The sequence below is a fragment of the Spiroplasma endosymbiont of Nebria brevicollis genome, assembly GCF_964030895.1.
In the GTDB taxonomy this organism is placed as follows: Bacteria; Bacillota_I; Bacilli_A; order Mycoplasmatales; family VBWQ01; genus Spiroplasma_E.
Genome location: NZ_OZ034986.1, coordinates 994,738 through 1,014,006, shown reverse-complemented (window position 1 = coordinate 1,014,006; position 19,269 = coordinate 994,738). Strand labels below are relative to the sequence as shown.

23 protein-coding genes are annotated in these 19,269 nt (G+C 21.3%); 13 read left to right on the top strand and 10 right to left on the bottom strand.

What is annotated here, in order from left to right; genetic code table 4:
* Window positions 1-22: 22 nt before the first annotated feature.
* From AAHM98_RS05915 to AAHM98_RS05875, 9 genes are all read left to right on the top strand, one after another.
* A complete protein-coding gene (locus AAHM98_RS05915; protein WP_342275950.1) occupies window positions 23-184 on the top strand; it encodes a hypothetical protein in 162 nt (53 codons plus the stop codon).
* Window positions 171-812 carry a PD-(D/E)XK nuclease family protein gene (locus AAHM98_RS05910; protein ID WP_342275949.1) on the top strand — a complete coding sequence of 214 codons (642 nt, stop codon included), beginning with the start codon at window positions 171-173 and terminating at the stop codon, window positions 810-812. The genes AAHM98_RS05915 and AAHM98_RS05910 overlap by 14 nt, the downstream gene beginning before the upstream one ends.
* Window positions 812-1,609, top strand: a complete 798-nt coding sequence (locus AAHM98_RS05905) for a recombinase RecT (protein ID WP_342275948.1) — start codon at window positions 812-814, stop codon at window positions 1,607-1,609. The genes AAHM98_RS05910 and AAHM98_RS05905 overlap by 1 nt, the downstream gene beginning before the upstream one ends.
* Complete coding sequence (locus tag AAHM98_RS05900) at window positions 1,602-2,132, top strand: hypothetical protein (protein ID WP_342275933.1); 531 nt, start codon at window positions 1,602-1,604, stop codon at window positions 2,130-2,132. Before AAHM98_RS05905 ends, AAHM98_RS05900 begins: the two co-directional genes overlap by 8 nt.
* Window positions 2,133-2,237: 105 nt before the next feature.
* The gene (locus AAHM98_RS05895) at window positions 2,238-2,414 is read left to right on the top strand and encodes a hypothetical protein (protein WP_342275753.1); all 177 of its coding nucleotides are present in this window, start codon (window positions 2,238-2,240) and stop codon (window positions 2,412-2,414) included.
* Between the two features lie 4 nt (window positions 2,415-2,418).
* On the top strand, window positions 2,419-3,891 hold the full coding sequence (locus tag AAHM98_RS05890; protein WP_342275752.1) for a hypothetical protein: 1,473 nt from the start codon (window positions 2,419-2,421) through the stop codon (window positions 3,889-3,891).
* A gap of 1 nt (window position 3,892) precedes the next feature.
* Entirely contained in the window at window positions 3,893-5,248 is a 1,356-nt protein-coding gene (locus AAHM98_RS05885) for a hypothetical protein (protein ID WP_342275947.1), read from the top strand.
* The gene (locus AAHM98_RS05880) at window positions 5,202-8,141 is read left to right on the top strand and encodes a hypothetical protein (RefSeq protein ID WP_342275946.1); all 2,940 of its coding nucleotides are present in this window, start codon (window positions 5,202-5,204) and stop codon (window positions 8,139-8,141) included. The genes AAHM98_RS05885 and AAHM98_RS05880 overlap by 47 nt, the downstream gene beginning before the upstream one ends.
* Window positions 8,142-8,210: 69 nt before the next feature.
* The gene (locus AAHM98_RS05875) at window positions 8,211-8,525 is read left to right on the top strand and encodes a hypothetical protein (protein ID WP_342275945.1); all 315 of its coding nucleotides are present in this window, start codon (window positions 8,211-8,213) and stop codon (window positions 8,523-8,525) included.
* Window positions 8,526-8,627: 102 nt separating this feature from the next.
* Here the strand turns inward: AAHM98_RS05875 and AAHM98_RS05870 are convergent, their stop codons facing one another.
* The 9 genes from AAHM98_RS05870 to AAHM98_RS05830 form a co-directional block, all read right to left on the bottom strand.
* A complete protein-coding gene (locus tag AAHM98_RS05870) occupies window positions 8,628-10,625 on the bottom strand; it encodes a hypothetical protein (protein WP_342275944.1) in 1,998 nt (665 codons plus the stop codon).
* Window positions 10,626-10,666: 41 nt separating this feature from the next.
* Entirely contained in the window at window positions 10,667-11,008 is a 342-nt protein-coding gene (locus tag AAHM98_RS05865; RefSeq protein WP_342275748.1) for a hypothetical protein, read from the bottom strand.
* 3 nt (window positions 11,009-11,011) lie between these two features.
* Window positions 11,012-11,530: a hypothetical protein gene (locus AAHM98_RS05860; RefSeq protein ID WP_342275806.1), complete on the bottom strand. Its 519-nt coding sequence runs from the start codon at window positions 11,528-11,530 to the stop codon at window positions 11,012-11,014.
* An 8-nt stretch (window positions 11,531-11,538) separates the two neighbouring features.
* Window positions 11,539-12,429 (bottom strand): hypothetical protein, encoded by an 891-nt coding sequence (locus tag AAHM98_RS05855; RefSeq protein ID WP_342275943.1) that lies wholly within the window; start codon window positions 12,427-12,429, stop codon window positions 11,539-11,541.
* On the bottom strand, window positions 12,429-13,298 hold the full coding sequence (locus AAHM98_RS05850) for a hypothetical protein (protein WP_342275942.1): 870 nt from the start codon (window positions 13,296-13,298) through the stop codon (window positions 12,429-12,431). The genes AAHM98_RS05855 and AAHM98_RS05850 overlap by 1 nt, the downstream gene beginning before the upstream one ends.
* Window positions 13,264-13,554 carry a hypothetical protein gene (locus AAHM98_RS05845; protein WP_342275744.1) on the bottom strand — a complete coding sequence of 97 codons (291 nt, stop codon included), beginning with the start codon at window positions 13,552-13,554 and terminating at the stop codon, window positions 13,264-13,266. Before AAHM98_RS05845 ends, AAHM98_RS05850 begins: the two co-directional genes overlap by 35 nt.
* Window positions 13,547-14,890 (bottom strand): hypothetical protein, encoded by a 1,344-nt coding sequence (locus tag AAHM98_RS05840; protein ID WP_342275941.1) that lies wholly within the window; start codon window positions 14,888-14,890, stop codon window positions 13,547-13,549. Before AAHM98_RS05840 ends, AAHM98_RS05845 begins: the two co-directional genes overlap by 8 nt.
* Window positions 14,891-14,902: 12 nt before the next feature.
* On the bottom strand, window positions 14,903-15,433 hold the full coding sequence (locus AAHM98_RS05835; protein WP_342275940.1) for a hypothetical protein: 531 nt from the start codon (window positions 15,431-15,433) through the stop codon (window positions 14,903-14,905).
* A 103-nt stretch (window positions 15,434-15,536) separates the two neighbouring features.
* Window positions 15,537-15,902 (bottom strand): hypothetical protein, encoded by a 366-nt coding sequence (locus tag AAHM98_RS05830; RefSeq protein ID WP_342275939.1) that lies wholly within the window; start codon window positions 15,900-15,902, stop codon window positions 15,537-15,539.
* Window positions 15,903-15,992: 90 nt separating this feature from the next.
* On the opposite strand from AAHM98_RS05830, the gene AAHM98_RS05825 reads away from it, so the two are divergent.
* Window positions 15,993-17,135, top strand: a complete 1,143-nt coding sequence (locus tag AAHM98_RS05825; RefSeq protein ID WP_342275938.1) for an Mbov_0401 family ICE element transposase-like protein — start codon at window positions 15,993-15,995, stop codon at window positions 17,133-17,135.
* Window positions 17,136-17,291: 156 nt separating this feature from the next.
* Here AAHM98_RS05825 and AAHM98_RS05820 read toward each other — a convergent pair whose 3' ends face one another.
* The gene (locus AAHM98_RS05820; protein WP_342275937.1) at window positions 17,292-17,585 is read right to left on the bottom strand and encodes a hypothetical protein; all 294 of its coding nucleotides are present in this window, start codon (window positions 17,583-17,585) and stop codon (window positions 17,292-17,294) included.
* Between the two features lie 90 nt (window positions 17,586-17,675).
* Between AAHM98_RS05820 and AAHM98_RS05815 the strand changes: the two genes are divergently transcribed.
* The 3 genes from AAHM98_RS05815 (at window position 17,676) to AAHM98_RS05805 (ending at window position 19,269) form a co-directional block, all read left to right on the top strand.
* A complete protein-coding gene (locus tag AAHM98_RS05815) occupies window positions 17,676-18,041 on the top strand; it encodes a hypothetical protein (protein WP_342275741.1) in 366 nt (121 codons plus the stop codon).
* Between the two features lie 103 nt (window positions 18,042-18,144).
* Window positions 18,145-18,303: a hypothetical protein gene (locus AAHM98_RS05810; RefSeq protein ID WP_342275936.1), complete on the top strand. Its 159-nt coding sequence runs from the start codon at window positions 18,145-18,147 to the stop codon at window positions 18,301-18,303.
* 477 nt (window positions 18,304-18,780) lie between these two features.
* Complete coding sequence (locus tag AAHM98_RS05805) at window positions 18,781-19,269, top strand: hypothetical protein (RefSeq protein WP_342275797.1); 489 nt, start codon at window positions 18,781-18,783, stop codon at window positions 19,267-19,269.

Here is a 19,269-nt window from a genome sequence, read left to right as displayed (position 1 = left end):
GATATAGAGGATGGTGATTTTAATGCCAGCACATAAGAAAAAAATAGAAGATTTAATTAATAAACAAATTTTTGTTAGATTAACTAAAGAAGAACATTATGAATTAAAAAAACTTTGCTTAGAAAATAATAATATGTCAATTACTAATTTTGTAAGGAATTTAATTAAAAATGCAATTGAATAATAATTTAATTTTTAAAAAAGATACACATCAATATTTTATTAAAAATAAAGAATTAATTTCAGTTTCTAAAATTATTCAATATTATTTATATGAAGATAAAAATCCTTATGAAAATATACCTTTTGATAGATTAGAAAATGCTAGATTAAGAGGAGAAACTGTTCATAAAGTAGCAGAATTATATTTTAAAAATATAAATATTAATAATATAAAAGATAAATTATTAAATAATATTCAACATTTATTTAATAAAAATTATTTACAATATTGTGAAAATTTATTAAATAATTTACAAGAATTTAAAGTAAATACTAAATATATATGTGAACAAGTATTTACTTATGATATTATTGCTGGAACACCAGATTTAATTTATAAAGAAAATAATTTATATACAATAATTGATTTTAAAACATTATCAAATATGTATAAAGAAAATAAAGAAAAATCAATATTACAATTAACTGCTTATTATTGAATATTAAAAAATAATGGTTTTAATTTATCAAATACACATTATATTTATTGAATTCAAAAAGATAATGTAGAAAAAATATTAGTAGAAATAACAGATGAATTAGTATATGAATGAGAAATGGCAATTGCACTTTGAAAGGAAAATCACTAATGGCAAATTTAACTTTACCTAAAAATATAGATAAATCAAAAATACAACAATTTACTAACTATTATGAATTAACAAAATTAAATGATAAAAAATTATCAACATTAAATCCACAATCAGTTATTAATACTTTAGCAACTATATTTGAATTAGATTTAAGTAATAATCCAATTAAAAAAGAAATAGCATTAATACCTTATAATAATGAATTACAAGTACAAATTCAAGAAGATGGTTTTTTAACTTTATTACAACGTTCAAATTGTGTTATTGATTTTCAAAGAGAAATTATTACTGATAAACATATTTTTAATAAAGAAACTAAACGTTGAGAATTAGATCCTAGTAAAATATTTGAAAATAAAATAATTATTGGTTATTATGGTATGATTTCTATTAAAAATTATTTAGATAAAATAATTACTTTTATTAAAGGTATGACTAAACAAGAATGTGAAGAACATAGAAAAAAATATAGTAAAACAAATGGTAATAGTCCATGAACTACTAGTTTTAATGCTATGGCACTTAAAACAGTTATTAAAGCAATTATTAGAGATATTAATAAAGACCCTAGTATTAAATTAGAAAATCAAAATATTATTGATAGAGCAATGCAAATTGATCAAGCAATAGTATTAGAAAATGAAAATATAATGTATGTTGATAATCCAAATAATGATAATAAAGAAATTAAATTAAAATCTATTGAAGAACCAAAAGAAGAAATAAATATTAATTATGAACAAATACAAACTAATATTGATAATTTAGATAAGGTAGTATTTAGTAATGAATAATTATTTACTTTCAATTGACCCAAGTATAAAAAATACTGGGTTTACATTATGAGAAAATAAAATACCAATATTAATAACTAGTCTTAATTTTTCTAAAAAAGATTATCATTATTTTACTGATTTTATTAATATGGTTTTTCTACAATGTCAAACTAATAATTTAGGTGTAATTGATGATAAAACAGATTATAGTTTATATTTAGTAATTGAACGTGGGATATTTAATCCAAAATTTGGTAAAGGTAAAGAAACATTAGACCATTTACGTGGTTTTATTGCTGGACAATTTAATAAATTATTAACTAAAGATATGTTAGTTAGTAGTAGTGAATGAAGAAAATGATATCAAAGTTTAGATGAAATTAAATATAATTGAAATTATAAACCTTGAACTAAAGAGTTATCAATTGAACTTTCTCAATTCATGATTAAGAACCATAATTGAAATATTAAAATTAAAGACCATGACCAAGCAGAAAGTTTATTAATTGGTTGATATTATTTAAATAAGGAAGTGAAATAATGGTTTGATGAGAAATATTAATAATTATAAATTCTACAATAATAGCATTAATAAATTTAGGTTGTTTTATTGTTTTATTACTTGATTTAGTAAGGAAAAAATAAAATGAAAACTAAATTAAAATGTATTTGTAAAGATTGTAATAGTAAAGTATTAATTAAATTACAATCTACAGATTTAGAAAATACTTCTGTTCAATTTTTTAAAATGTGTAAAAAACATCAATTAGATTTTAATAATAAAGTAAAAGAAATTAAAGAATATTATAAAAATAAGGAGTAATAATATGAATAAAGAATTTACTTATCTTAATGAAATTAGTTATTGATTATTAAATAAAAGTGATTTTACTCATAGTGAATATAATCTTAGTGGTAGTAGATATTCTAGTAAAACATATAGTATAGCAGAAGAATTAGCAATATTAATAGTTATATCAATTAAAGTACAAAAATCAATTGCTATTTATGCATTTAGAAAATTAAATAAAGATATTAATGATTTAGTAAAAGAAATATATAATGCTTTAATAATAATTGGATTGAATGATTATAAAGACTTTACTTTAAAATACCCTAATAAGCAAGCAGACTTTCGTTTTAAAGGTTTTAAATCATTTATTAGGGTAATGGGTGTATATAGTAATTCAAATGATAGAATACCTTTAAAAGGTCTTTCTCGTAGTGAAATAAAAGGTTTTGATTTAGCAATTGAATGATGTGAAGAAGCAAATGAATTTAGTCAACAAGAATTTCAAGCAATAACATTTGCATTAGGTAATGCTAAAAAAAGAATAAAAATAAAAAGTTGTAATCCAGATAATATTTATCAATATTATATTGAATATATGAATAAAATTGTACCTTTTAATTTAGAAATAATGAAAGAAAAAAATGAACAAATTAAATCAATATTTGATAATAATATTTTTAAATTATTTCATTATAGTAATTGAAAAGTAAATGCTCATAATCTTACATTAGATATGATTAATGATTTAGAAGAATTAAAAGTATTAGATCCAATTAAAGCACAAAGTTGATATTATGGTGTACCAAGTATTTTACAAGGTGCTATTTTTGCTAGATATTTAGATAAAGTTAATACTAAATTAGATTTTCAAGTACAAAGATTAACTGGTGGTTTAGATATAGGTATGGCAACAAGTCCAAGTGGTCATCCTACATCTGCTTCATTATGATTTATTGGTGAAAATGATAATGGTAGAAGAGCACATAAAGAAAGTGAATTTTATCATAGTAATGTTACTATGCAATATAAAGATACTGATACTTTAGCAAATGATATTATTAATTATTATATTAATGAAAGTAAACGTTATATAGCAATGTTATTTGGTTTTACTTGTTATGTTGATTATGGTAATGGTGGGTTAGTATTTATTGATGTTTTAAAAAGTTGAGTTAAAAAACGTAATATAACATGATTAAAATTTATAGCAGTAGATAAATCAATTTTATATTTAAATGATAGAATTGATTTTACAACAATTTGTATGCTTAAAAATATTATTAGTTTTAATTGAGAAAGATGTCCAGAAACTAAAAGACAATATAGTTTAATGCAATGATTAGATAAAAAGAAATTAGATACTAATAATAATAGTCCGAAAATGTTAGATTTACATGATGATACTTGAGATAGTGATATGTATGCATTAATGCATGAAATGAAATGATTAATTAATGGTATTAATAATAAATTATTAATTAATAAAAATAATTTTGGTGGTGATTAATATGATAAATACAATGGAATATTTAAGTTGTGATAAAAAAGATTGATATATTGATATACCAATGATTATTGCTCAAAAATCAACTAAATTATGATTAGGTAAAGGATTTTTATTTAATTCAAGTAAAAAAGAAATATTAGATTATCTTAATGAAATGAATTTAAAAGATAAATGATTAGAAAAATTTTATAAATTTGGTTTACAAAATTCACTAATGGGTAAAGTATTTATTATGATTATAATTAATGAAGATAATAGTAAATCCCTTAAAATATTACCTAATAGTTTTTGTGGTAGAGTTGCTAAATATAATGAACAAGAACAATCAGCAGAATTTTATTTTATTAATGAACAAGCTGATAGTGCTACTTTAACTTGAGTAATAATACAAAATGGAAAAGTTAAATATGAAACATATAAAGATAATAATAAAGATATTATTTTAGGTTCTACAAGAACTAAATTAAAACCAAATATAACACCATTAAAAACTTATGAAATTAAAAATTCATTTAATTATATTCCTATTTTTGAAATAACTAATTTACCAATTATTAATTTATATGGTAATACAACTACTTTAAATGCATATCCAGATTGTACAGCAGTATGAGATTTAATATGAGATTTAAATCAAGTTATTAAGAAAAAAAGATTAGAAAGAGAATTTAATGTTACTACTTTATTTGCTGTATTAGATAATGAAACAGTTAAAGAAATGCAAGAAAATGGTAATATTATTGAAAATCCTAAAAAAGATATGATAGTTAATGTTGGTAGTGCTGGATATGATAAAAATGGGAATGGTAGTATGCAAATTATACAAGGTGACCCAAAATTTAGTGAATATTGATTAGATTATAATGGTACTGCTAAAGCAATATTTAATGGTTCTGGTTATGATTATGATGAACATGGTAATGATGTTTATACTAATAAAACACAAAGTATGTTTAATAATAAATTTGATATGGAAACAACAGAAATTAAAATAGCATTTTATAGTGCTTATTTTTATCGTATATTTGATTTACTTCTTATTAGTGAAAATTTATGAAATGGTATTGGTGAAAGACCTTATTCATTTAAATTTATCCCTATAGCAATGACTGACCAAATAGTACAAGACCAAATTATTAATTCAAGATTAAATAATGGTACTATGACAGTAAGTGAAGCAATTGGTGAATATGATAATATTGACCAACTTATGGCAGAAAATAAATTAGAAAATATTATTATAGAAAATAAAAAATTAAATAAAGAATTAGGAGATAATGAAAATGAGCAATCATCAAAGAATTCAATTAATGAAACACGCACATTTACATCTAAAGAGACAACAAGCAATAATTAAACGTTTAAGTCATTGAAAAATATTTCCATTTATAATTAATAATGGAGCAATACCTTTAACTGAAACTGGTTATAAACCTATTAATAGTAAAATTAGTGATTTTGGTCAATATGAATTAATACTTTCTGGTAATACTCCAGTTGTATGTATTTGAAAAAATAGTACTAAAATCTATCAAAAAAATAAAGGTATAACAGACCCAACTACTCATAAAACTACTGGACAAGACCAATATTATACTAAACAATATAAAATTGGTGATTATTGAAATGCTTATTTAATTGATGATACAAGTGGTGTAGATTTTGGTGGTTTACCTAATAATCAATTATTTAAAACAATTTCTACAACAAGACAATATATATTAGTTATGTTTGAAGAACAAATTACAGTAGATGATTATTTACAATTTTTTTGTGTATTTAATGATAAAAATGAAAATATTGGTGGTAATACTGGTAAAAATCAAGATAGACAATTATTATATATTTCAAATGTAACTAATTATTATAGTCCTTATAATGGTGAATTTAGTATGCAAGTATTAACTTTTAGTTCAGTTAATGATAGAGCAGTAGCAAGTGGTCAAAATACGCTTGATTATGTACAATATGCAAGTCCAGGTAGTGGTTATGCTTTCCCTACTATTCAAAATAGTTTAGTAACGTTAAATCGTACTTTAATGCGTGATATTGGAGTAAGATATAGTCATAGACAATCTTATGGTTTAGAATTATTATCTAGTTGTTATTATTATGGTAGACCTATAATACAAGGTCAAGCACCTAATCAAATTAATAATAATGAAATATTTGAACAAAAAGTATTTGCTTCAAGAAGATTATTTATTGCAGGTAATAATGACCATTCAAGTACTACTGTTAAAAATAATGGTGGTTTATTAGCAGGTATTAATGATAAAATAACTACTAATAGTCATCCAGAAACTACATTTTATAATTTAATGGATGCAAAACCTACTGGATATCTTAATTTTAAAAATTGAAAAGAATGATTATCAACTAGTTTAAATTTACAAGCAAATTTATTTGTTACAAAAGATTTTAAAGGTATGTTAGCATTTGATAAAACAAAAGCAACTAATAGTAATGGTACAGCAATTGGAGAAGCTAAATTCTTTTGAGATAGTGAATGAAATATTAATAATATCTCTGGTAATTATAATGTAGATATGTCTAGTAATTTTAAATATAAAGACCCAGATACTAATTTAATTATTGGTTCACCAACTGTAGATTATTCAAAAATAAGTCAAAAATATATGAGTGCTATATTAAATTTTAATTCAGTAGTATTTAGTAGTTTAATTCAAATGCCTTATGATAGTGTACAATGATTACCATTTGCTTTAAGTGATATACCATTAATTGGTAAATTATTAAATGTTTTAAGTTTAGGTATTCCAATTGGTTTTATTATTAATCAAAATAATCAACAATATAAAAAAATGTTATATTTTAATGGTTTTATGTCAGCATTTTTTACAAATAATTTAGAAAATATTATTGGTAATGGTGGTTTAATTCCATTAAATGCATTTACTAATGATAATGCTTTTGCTATTGGTAAATTATTAGGTGCTAATGTTTCTACAACTGCTATGACTATGAAACTTACAGATAGAATATCAGTATATCCATGAGACCCTAAAACTGGTCATAAATTAACCACTAAAGAACAAATTAGTACAGTTGATTTATCACAAAAGAAAAATAATAAAGTTTATATTTTAGCAGAAGATACTGAATTTTTAGATATAGCAAGTCCATTAACTAATTTAGATAAAGATTGTCAATGAAATCCAACAAGTAATGGTGTTAGTGATGGTTCTAATTATGCATACATTATTGATACAATTGTAACTCAATCATTACATCAAGGTGAAGAAAGACATACATTTTATAGTGATAATCCATTTACTTATCAAGGTGATTATAATGAACTTTCAATAGCACAATTTAGATATAAAAATAAAGGAGCATTAACTAGTAATGCTTTTAATTGAACTACTTTATATAAATTAAATCATGATGAATATAAAGAAACTGAAGAAACTACATTTAGTTATCCAGCAAATATCTTACCACCAAGTCCACAAAATATAGCAAAACAAATAGTTATTATTCCAAAAAATCCAAGTGTTGATATTACATTACAACACTGAGATACATTAATACATAATAATAAAGTAATGTATAATGATAATACAAATTGAATAAATAATAATCTACCATTAATCAAACCATTAGAAATAGATATTAATTTTAAAGATTATTTAGACCCAACATTATTAATTAATACTTTTAATGATTTAAAAAGATATTATAAGAGTATAGATTTATATATAAGTTATAAATATGAAACAGAAGAATGACCAGTAGTACATTATAACCCTATCACAACAGATGAAAAATTTATTCCTACTAATGAATTATCATTACAATTTAGTAAAGAATTTAATACTTTAGATACATATAATACTAATAAAAAATTAAAATTATTCGAAGATTATAATATACAATATTATCAAGTATCATTTAGAATTAATCAATATGTTGGTGTTTCAAAAATAGGTACATTACCTAATGATATTATTAATTTATATGAAATTTCAAAAAATACTTTTTCTTCGAATGTTTCTTATAGTTATGATAAAAATATAAATATTATTTCAAATAATTCTACTTATCTAGGTTTTTGTGATTTATCTGATAAAGAATTTAAGTGAAAAATACAATTATTTCCAATAATAAATCAAGTTCAAGGTGCAGATTTTCAAGTTCAATCTGATATATCTACATGAGCAGAAAAAAATAGACAAATTATTAATTATAAATTAACTATTTCAAAAATTGTCTTTAATTCGCGATAATATTATATATTTATTATTATTTTGTTATAATTGCTATATGTTTAATAAATTATAAAAGGAATGACAACTATGAAATATTATAATATTAATGCTGATTTAGTCGGTTGAATTATAGTATCCATATATATATATATACTTATAATTATTTTAACTTTTATTTTTGGCATAATAAAAGTTAAAAATAATAATCCTTTTGGTGTGTTAATTTTAACTATTGGTTTAAATATTATTGGTACTATAATTGGATGTATTTTATTATATAAAAATCAACATCCAGAATTTAGATTTTGAAAAAGTTTTTGAAATAAAATTAAAAAAATATTTAAATGAAAAATTAAATTTAAAAGAAAACATAAAAAAAATATTATTCTCCCACAATCTTAAATAATAGTGTATAATATAAAAATTCTTACTTAGAGTTTAAGTAAGAAAAACATTAGGTTGGCACCTAATTAAAAAGTTACCTTAATTGGTAACTTTTTATATTTATTCTTGTAATTCTTCTAATTTTAAAATATTTCCATAAGTAATACCACCAGCGTTGTTAATTCTAATACAAATATTATTAACTTCTAATTTAAACAACTCAATTTTATTTTTATTAACTAAACTTCAATTTCGTACATAACTATCTATTGTATATATACAATCAATCTTGTTTGATACTAGTTTATCAAATTCTTTAGTTATAGAATAAGAAATAGGTTGCGTATCTCCGTATCACATATAAGTAACTCTATATTTTTTACCCACAATAAAATCATATAAAATTCTATCTTTAGTTTGTCTTGTTCCTACTTCTTTTCATTTTGGACATGGACAAGGTGTTGGTGGTATTGGTGGAGTTATTGGTAATATTTGTTCACTATAATTTTTAGTATTTGTATTTTCTGCTTCTTCTAATGAAAGCAAAAAACCAGTTTGATAATTATATTTTTTTAAATAAATCATTGCTGATGTAACACCTAAATCAACATAATTAGTTACTACCTTTTGATTATTTTCTGCTTGAAATGTACTATCTAATATAGCAGGTGCGCCTCTTCACATAAAAATTAAATATTTACTACTTCCATTACTTTTAAGATATGCTCATGAATAAGCAACTCTATATAAAGTGTTTAATTTAAAATTAAATGCAATATTATCATTCTCATTACTAATAGTACCAACTGATTTTCATTTAATAAAATTTAATTCATTAATTTTATCATCAACATATTTTTTATGTGGAATATCTAAATCATCAGTTACAAACGGATTATTTCTATATGTTAATGTCTTATTACCTTTTTTAATAACATTATTAATTAAATTAGTAGTAGTATCTTTATCATCTTTATTATCAAATATTCTATTTTCATCAACTGAACTTCCCCCACTAGCACTAATTTTATTATTTTTATCAATAGTAATATTATCCCCAGCAGTTAATTTATCTTGTTTTTTATCAATATTTACTTTATTTTCATTAATAGCAGGAACAATTTCTTTTTTATCTGTAATTAATTTTTCATCTTTAATATTTTGTTTCAAAATTATATTACTCATATTATTAGTTACTTCAGTATGAAGTTGACTAATTTTTAATTCTACTGATTTTATATCATTATTATGATTTTCAATACTTTCTTTTTTATCTAATAAATTATTAGTTTCTTCTTTTTTATAATAATCAGTTAAATCTGGTGGTTCACTACCACCAGTAGCACTAATAATATTATCTTTAATAGTTATATTAGTACCTGCAATTAATTTATCTTGTTTATTATTAATTTCATTTTGTAATTTATTACTAATATCAGTATTAACTACATGAGTTTCTTTATCATATTTAATATCAATAGTTTTTTTTGGACTTTTAAATTCAGGTACTGTAGTACTTGTATTAATACCTCTAGTATCAATATTAACAACTGGTCTTAACATATTTTGTGTATTATTAATAGTAATTTTAGTTCTAATATCTAATGATTTTATATTAGTATATGGTATATATGCATTTAATGGACTATCTTCTCCACAATTTGAAATAAATTTATTAAAATAATTATTTTTTTGTGGTTCTATTCCTTTTAAATTAAAACCTTTAATATTTGGATATTCTTTAATTTTTCTTAAATAATTAAATACTTCGGGTGGGATAAAATAAGGGTCATCTGGATTAGTTTCACTATAAGTTAATCCACCTTGACTAATTGAACCTTGACCACGTAAATAATCTACATCTTTAGTTAATAAAAATCTAACATAATTAGTAGTTGCTGTTTGAACATTATCTGTAAAATCTGTTGGTGTTATTTCTGGTCATTTTTTACTAATAGTAAAACCACTTAAATAATCAATATTACTACTAGCTACAGATATTGCAAATCAAATTTCATTATCTGGAGTAGTTACTTTATCAAATAATAATTCATTAAAATATTTTGATAATTTAAATTCTTCAACTGTAATAAATAATATTGGGTCTTTAATTGCCATAATTTACTCCTTAATGTAAAAATAAAGGGTATTTAAACCCTTTAAATTTTAATTTTAGTTACTTTTTTCTTATCTTTATTTGTTAATTCTTGACGTTTTGCTTTTTGAGCAATAATAAAATCTTCAAAATCTTTTTCATCAACATCAAAAGCATCTAATTTTTGTGCAATAGGAGTTTCTGTTAATTGTAATCTATCATTTAATTGTTTAATATTTAAAATAATATATTCAATTAATTTATTAATTTTAAGTTCTTTAGCAACTATATCTTGTTTATTTTTTTTAATTTTTTTTGAAATAATAGATAATACAAAAGTAATAATAACCCCACTAGTAACTGCTCCTCCTATAATTCCACTTAATAAATATACTGTTAAATTCATTTTTTATTCCACCTTTTCTATTTGAATTTTATTTGAATGATTTTTACATAAAATACATTCTTTTTTATGTTTTTTAATTTGTTGATATTGATAAATTAAATAAGGACTTGTAATAATAATTGGAATTGTTATTAATCCATATTTAATTAATTTTCCATAATTACCTAATTTAGTAATAACATTTACTCCTATATGACTAAACATTGGAAATAAAGTTAATATTAAATGGTCAGGTCAAGTAAAATTATATTGAGTTGTATAACTTCCAATTCCCATTTCTATTGGTATTTTAGGTAGTAATCATGGTGTTATTGTAAAAAATAATGTTATTAATATACCAATAATATGACTAGTTATTTTTAAAATATTAGATATTAATATTTTGATTTTATCTATATGAGTACTATTTTTATTAAATCAAATTTTATTTAATTTTTTATATTCTTTATTATCTTTTGATATTGGATTAATAGTATTTCATATACCAATTGGTTTAATAGGTTTTGTTAAATCTATATCCATATAATCACCTACTTTCATGTTTTATATTTACTTTTATTTTTATAAATAGAAATACCTATATTTTTAGTAGTACTACTTGTTTTATGAAAATTTAAATATTCTTTTCTTTCTACTCTTCATGCTCTACTACCTAATTCAGTTTTTGGTAAAATTTTAAATTCTTTAAGTTTAAAAAATCCACGTTCTAATCTATTAATAAATGCAGTTGTTTTTAATACATTAATATTAGTTGATTTAAGCACATTATAGCGTTGTTTACCTTTACTAATACCTTTCTCTTCTTTAAGTTGTTTCTTAACATATTTACGTATTTGTGAAGGTAAAAAACCCCTTAAAAAATATCTTCAAAATATTGTTCCAGCACCACTACCATTTTTACCTTTTTGAACTTTCATTAATTCTCAAGTCTCTTCATTTACATTAGGATAAGTATATGGACCATATCAACGTTTATTTTTATATGTATCAGATTGTATTAAAACTTGTAATAATCCTAATTTAAGTGATTTATTAGATTTATAAAATAAACCTTTTTTTAATCATGAACTAGATAATATTACTCAACCTTTATCATCTTTATTATTAGTTTCTTCTATATCTTTATTATTATCTTTAAATAAATTATTAACTTTTTTAATTGGATTAACAAATAATTTATCTAATTCAGTTTTTAAAATAGTTAATTCATTAGGTTTTAAAATAGATAATAATTTTTTAGCAATATTAGGATTAAAAACTGAATAAGGTTGATTTAATTCTTCAATAGAAACATTTTCACTATCTAACACTGATTTTAATCCATTATCTTTACTATAATTTTTTAATAAACTAACAATTAATACTCGAATATCATCACTAGCTAATGCAGAATATATTAATCTAATAATTAAAGGTAACATTATAAAGTAAAATTACTATTATTACATTGAATATTAGGAACATAATCATTAATAGTATTTCTTATTTCATAGTTATCTCAATCAAAAATATTATCATCTGATATTATTGGTTGAGTTTCATTATCAATAAAACTAGTTTCTTGCATTTCTCTATCATGATTTGTTTTCATTGGTAATAAATTATGTATAATTTCACTAGCACCCGCTATTATTGTAGGAATAGCATAAGCATTATTAAAATCATTATTAATACCCATTGCTACACCACTACTAATTAAACACCCACCAGTACCCATATTTGCTATTTTTCTTATTGGTTCAAATCTATTAGGTATTAATTCAGTAATTCCACTAATAAGATTTGAAATACCATAAGCATTTAATGAAATATAAGTATCTCAATCCATTAAATTATTAGAATTATTATTAAATAAAATATTAAATAAATTATCTGGAAATGGATTAACAGTAGTAGATGTTGTACTTGTAGTGCTTAATGTTGTTGTATGTATAGGTGCTGTAGTACTAGTAATAGGAAATGATGTTGTAGTAGGTTCTATGGGATTAATAACAGTATTTAAAAACTTAGTATAATTTACTAAACTAATTGTTCCTAAACCTAATAATATTTTTTTACTACTATTAATAAATTTAGTTTTAGAAGAAGGTCTTTGATTTAAATTTCATATATCTAAACCTAATTTTTTACCAAATAATAAACTATTAATTGAGCCTAATATTGGATTCCCTATTAATTGTCCATAATAAGCACTAGTTCCAATCATTGCTGAAATAGGACTTATACCTGTTCTAATTAATTTTATTAAAGTATAATTACTCAATGATGTAGTCTCAGCATGTTGTGGCATGTTTATTTTCTCCTTTTAATAATTTAGTAGATTTTTTAATTTGAATTATTACTTTACCTTGACAATTTATATTATCTCCAACACATATAGCAAAATCATCATGTATATCACTTACTATAAAATAATCATTTCTTAATTTAGGATATTCATCAAGTAATATTGCTCTTAAATCATTACTAGTAGTTAAATCTTCTGGTTTTGGTGAATTTATAATAATTTCATTTTTATAATTAAAATATTCATATATATTAGTCATTATTAACTTGTTTCTTTTTTACTTTTGAAAATGTTAATTTAACTGTTCCATAATATTCTTTATTATCACCAGTCATAATTGCACTTGTATTAGTAATATTAGTATATGTTGCTTTTTTAGGTGTAAATCCAACATTACCAGAATTTACTATTGCTATATCTAATTCATCACTAGTAGGATTATCACTAGCAATAGTAATTTTTCCTAAATCTTTATAATAAATTATATTTTGTAAATCTAAAATATTCATATTATCATAATCTGTTGATTGATAAGTAGCATTAACATTAGTTGGGTCTGTTTTATAATTTTTTGCTCTTGCTGTTTTAATTTCATCAATTGTTGGCATTTTTTCTTGAATAATATACATTAAATCTGGTCTAATTGCACTTGGTAATGCATATAATGCTTTCCCAATAATACGAATATTATCTGTTGCATTATCTAATTTATTTCTTACTTTTGTAAATGAAATAGGCATACCTCACATATATCTGTTATAAACTACACCAAATAAATTTAATAAATTATAATCTTTTTCTAAATGCATACCAGAAACTGTATCATGAATAAAATCTTGTTCTAAATAAAAACTTTCATAAAATTCCATACCCATAATTTGATTTGTATATCTTTTACCAGTTGCTAAAGTATTTGCAGCAATTTGACCATAATTTAATAATGTAAATGCTTTTGCCAAATTAAAACTACTATCAATACCACAAGCACCAGTTAAATCTGCTTTATTAATACCAACCGTAATATCATCTACTTTTTTAATTAATTTATTATTTCTTTCTCCAATTATATAATAAGCATTTAATGCTTGTTCTTTAGTCATATTATTTAAATTTAAAGGTAATACTAATGATTTAGCAATTGCATAATCTTTGGTACCTTGTAAAAATATTAATTCAAAATTTTCTCTTAAATTTCTCATAAATGAACTTGTTCAATTTGAAACAATTTGAGTTGCTACATTTGCTGGTGAAGTCATAAATCTTTCAATATCAAATTCTGGAATATTAAAATCAATTGTTAATTCTTTATCAATAATTAATGTTGTTGTTTTAACTGTTCCTTTTTGTCTTTTAGTACCAGTAAATTCATCTCATGTTGAACCTCATAATACACGAACTGTTGCTCTATATATTGCCATTGCGACACCACTAATATTTGCTATTTGGTCAGCAGTAACAGTATTTCTCATAAATAAAGTACTTATTTCAGCAGTTAATTCACCACGAACTTGTGCTTCAAGTACACTTAAAACAGCATTTTCAGTAGGTGTATTACCACCAATAATAAATGCTTTAGGTATTTGTGGAATTGCCATTTTATCCTCTTTCTATTTAATAGATTTAAGTGCATTTCCTCTTGCTAAATTTACAAGTTTTTCTAATTCGTTAGGGTCAGTAATACCTGTAGTTTTTGCTTTTTCATTTAATTTTCTTTCTAATTCTTCTGGATTAATACTATTTGTATGTAAATCTAAAAGAGTTTTAGGATTAAAATCATTTGTATTAGGTTTATTTTCTTGTTTAAAAGATTCTGATATTTTATCAATAAGAAATTCTTTATAATCTTCATTTATTTTATTAAATGCTTCTTGTTTAGATAAAGATTTATAATTATCAGTACTCATTAAATTTTTAATTAAATTTACTTTTTTAGTATCTTTAATATTAGAAAATAATTGTTGCTCTTCATAACTATTAATTTTAGTTTCATATTCTTTTAATTTAGTTTGTTGTTCTTGTAGTTTTGGTTCTAATTCAGTCTTAGTAGTTTTGTAAACAAAATTTCGGTGTTGTTCTAATAAACTTTCTAATTCTTCATTAGTATAATTTTTATTTTTATCTCAGTTAAAGTTTTCCATATTTAACTCCTAAACTCACAGAATGGCTACTGTTTCCTTAATATTAATTATATCATTTTTTCCCTTTAAAATAAAGAAAAAATCTATATTTATTATAGATTTTCTAGTCATTATTTTCTATTTTTCTTGGTTCAGTAATATTAATAATTATATCATTTTGAGTGTTATTATCTTCTTCATTTATATCAAATTCATTTGGATGTGATTTTCTTCAATGTTCATAAATTAATTGTGGAGTTACTAATGATTTTTCTAACATATGAGTTGAAATAATACTACGTGCTTTATCATAACTTTTTAAAAATTTTACTTGTCATGGACTATTTCTACGTCGGCAATCATATATAAATTTTCTATCAATTCCAAGAGCATTATTTAATCCTTGTGGTGTTAATGTTTTATTTTTTGTTCGTAAATAATTACTAATTGTAACCTCATAATTTCCTAATTCTTTTCTTTGTTTTGGCATATTATTCACCTTTTATCCTTATGTATATTATAACATTTACTATTATTCTTATATATAATTATTTGTAGTTTAAAGAAAGGAATTAATATTATGAATTTTCTTACTGATGAACTTGATTATGAAGAATGTGATAAAGAAATTAATAAAAATGATATTAATTATTTCAGAAATATATGATTAGCATATGATGATTTTTGACATAAAAATAAATATGATAAAAGTAAATATAAATATGTTAAAACTGCTCCAAGAAGCCCAAATACTAAATATGGTAAAATAAATGATTTTTATCGTAGATGTTATTTAATATTAGAAACTAATGAATATTATTATCCTTTAGATAATTATATAAAAATTAAAAAAAGAAAAAGAACCTTAACTAATTTAGAACATATAATAATAAAAAATTCAGGTAATGGTAAAAGACAATCTGATGTACAAGATATAGTAAAAAATGCTAAATTTTCTAAAACATATATGACTAATGTAATGAAAAATGCAGTAATAGGTGTTGAAAAAATAAAAGAGAAAAAGATATTATTACCAAATGAAAAATTATTTGTAAATATGGATGATTGTTTTATTTCTTCATTATTTAATAATAAAAAACAAAAAAATCGTATTCGTACAATTAGTGCAAATAAAGGTACAGATTTAGAAAAATCTACTAAAAGTAGAAATGTTTTAAAAGATAAAAAAATAACTTATATGAAAACTAAAAATGGTGAAAGAATTAAAAGACAAGAATTAATTGATAAAATTTATGATTTTCTTGATTTACAATTTATTTATAATAAAAGTAGTTTAGTATTTATTGGCGATGGTGCACCTTGAATTAAAACTTCTGCTAAAAAAGAAAATATTCCTTATGTAATTGATAGACATCATGCATTTAAAGCATTGAAAAAAGGATTTATTTTTAATAGAAAAGTAGATAATAAAAAATTAACAAATGCATATAACTTATTTATTAATGGTAAATATTATTTATTATTAGATTTTTTAAAAGTAAATAATATTGATGAAAAAATATATAAATATTTTAAAAATAATAAAGAAGGTATTATTAATCAAAAAGAAAATTGAAATCAAGGAGTTTGTGCTGAAAGTGATGTTTCACATTTAGTGAAATCATTAAAAGGTTATGGTGCTAAAATTTATAATGATAAAGTACTTAATAATTTGCTTTTAATTAATTCAGCAAGAATTAATAAATTAAATCTTTTACTTTAATATTTTAAAAACTTAATAAATCTTAAACCTAAATAGTTAGGAATTTTTGTTATAAAATAATAAAATAAAACATTAAAATACTTGTTTATTAACTATAATATGATATAATTATAGCAACAATTAAATAGTTTAATGTTGTCTTTTATTTAAAGAAAATTAAATTATAACTATTAACTTTATTCACCCTAGAATTTTAATAAAATTTTTTACTGGACATATATTTTCATTAGTTTCTAAATTTTTATATATTCTTAATGGAAGATAAGATTTTCCAAAAGGATTAATAATTAATTTTACTCTTCTTTGTATATATTTATATTTATTTTTATCATAAGTTTTAAAATAATTATAATCATAATTTAATAAATCTTGTTCATATTCTTTTATTTTTAAATTTGTATATTTAATATCTAAACTATCATAATCATATTCATTATTAATTAAAGTCATAATATTAATTCCTTTCTTTAAACTACAAATAATTATATATAAGAATAATAGTAAATGTTATAATATACATAAGGATAAAAGGTGAATAATATGCCAAAACAAAGAAAAGAATTAGGAGATTATGAGGTTAAAATTAGTAATTATTTACGAACAAAAAATAAAACATTAACACCACAAGGATTAAATAATGCTCTTGGAATTGATAGAAAATTTATATATGATTGCCGACGTAGAAATAGTCCATGACAAGTAAAATTTTTAAAAAGTTATGATAAAGCACGTAGTATTATTTCAACTCATATGTTAGAAAAAGCATTAGTAACTCCACAATTAATTTATGAACATTGAAGAAAATCACATCCAAATGAATTTGATATAAATGAAGAAGATAATAACACTCAAAATGATATAATTATTAATATTACTGAACCAAGAAAAATAGAAAATAATGACTAGAAAATCTATAATAAATATAGATTTTTTCTTTATTTTAAAGGGAAAAAATGATATAATTAATATTAAGGAAACAGTAGCCATTCTGTGAGTTTAGGAGTTAAATATGGAAAACTTTAACTGAGATAAAAATAAAAATTATACTAATGAAGAATTAGAAAATTTATTAGAACAACACCGAAATTTTGTTTATAAAAATACTAAGACTGAATTAGAACCAAAACTACAAGAACAACAAACTAAAAAGAGGCCGTATAAAAAATAGGTATAGATTTAATAAAAATATAAATGAGAGATAATACTCTCATTTTTAATTGTTAAATTAAATAAACTCTCGTAGTTAGTTAAATTGTGAGTACTTTATGTAAATACTACTACATGAGTATAAAAGAGTAATTTATTAATTTTTATTGAATTGTTATTGTATGTATTTGTCTATTAATTGAAGTCTCTATATTGAGTTAGTAAAGAATTTTTCAAGATTATGTAATAACCATAAACCCTGTTCTTTAATTATTTTTAAATTATTACACATAAAGGGGGTTATATATTACATACATACCTTATCAATTATATATTAACATAAATTAAATAATTAGTATATATATATTTATTTTTTTTTAGGCTTTATCACTGTAGGTGATAAAGAGCCTATTTATAAGATTTTTTTAAAAAAGAAAATAAAAAAACAGCAACTGCTTACTAAAAGTAGCAGTGCTGAATAAAAAGAAAGGTTTTTAAAATGATAATAGAATTTTCACAAGAGCAAATTATTAAAGAAACTGATAATGGTGCAATAATAATTGAATTTGGAGAATATAAAATATCAATTTCTAAATGTTTTATTAAAAAAAATTCTTTTAATATTGATGAAACACGAATATATTGAGTTTTTAAAGATAATATAAAAAAAGAATTAAATGGTGTGCAATTAAAAGAATTATTAAAACAATATATTCAAATTGAAGATTTGAAAGAAAAACCAATAATATATAATAAAATTATTGAAAAATTAATTACTCTTGAATTTTATAAAAAATATAATGGTTATTATATTGGACAAATAAAAAATGAAGAATGTTTTAAATATAATATTACCTGAGAAAAAGATAGAAAAAGTTTTAAAATAAATAATCCATATAATCATAATGATTTAGTAATAAATTATATAGTAACATCATTAAAAGATTTAGTAACTCATAATAATAAAATATTTTATTTAAAATATTAA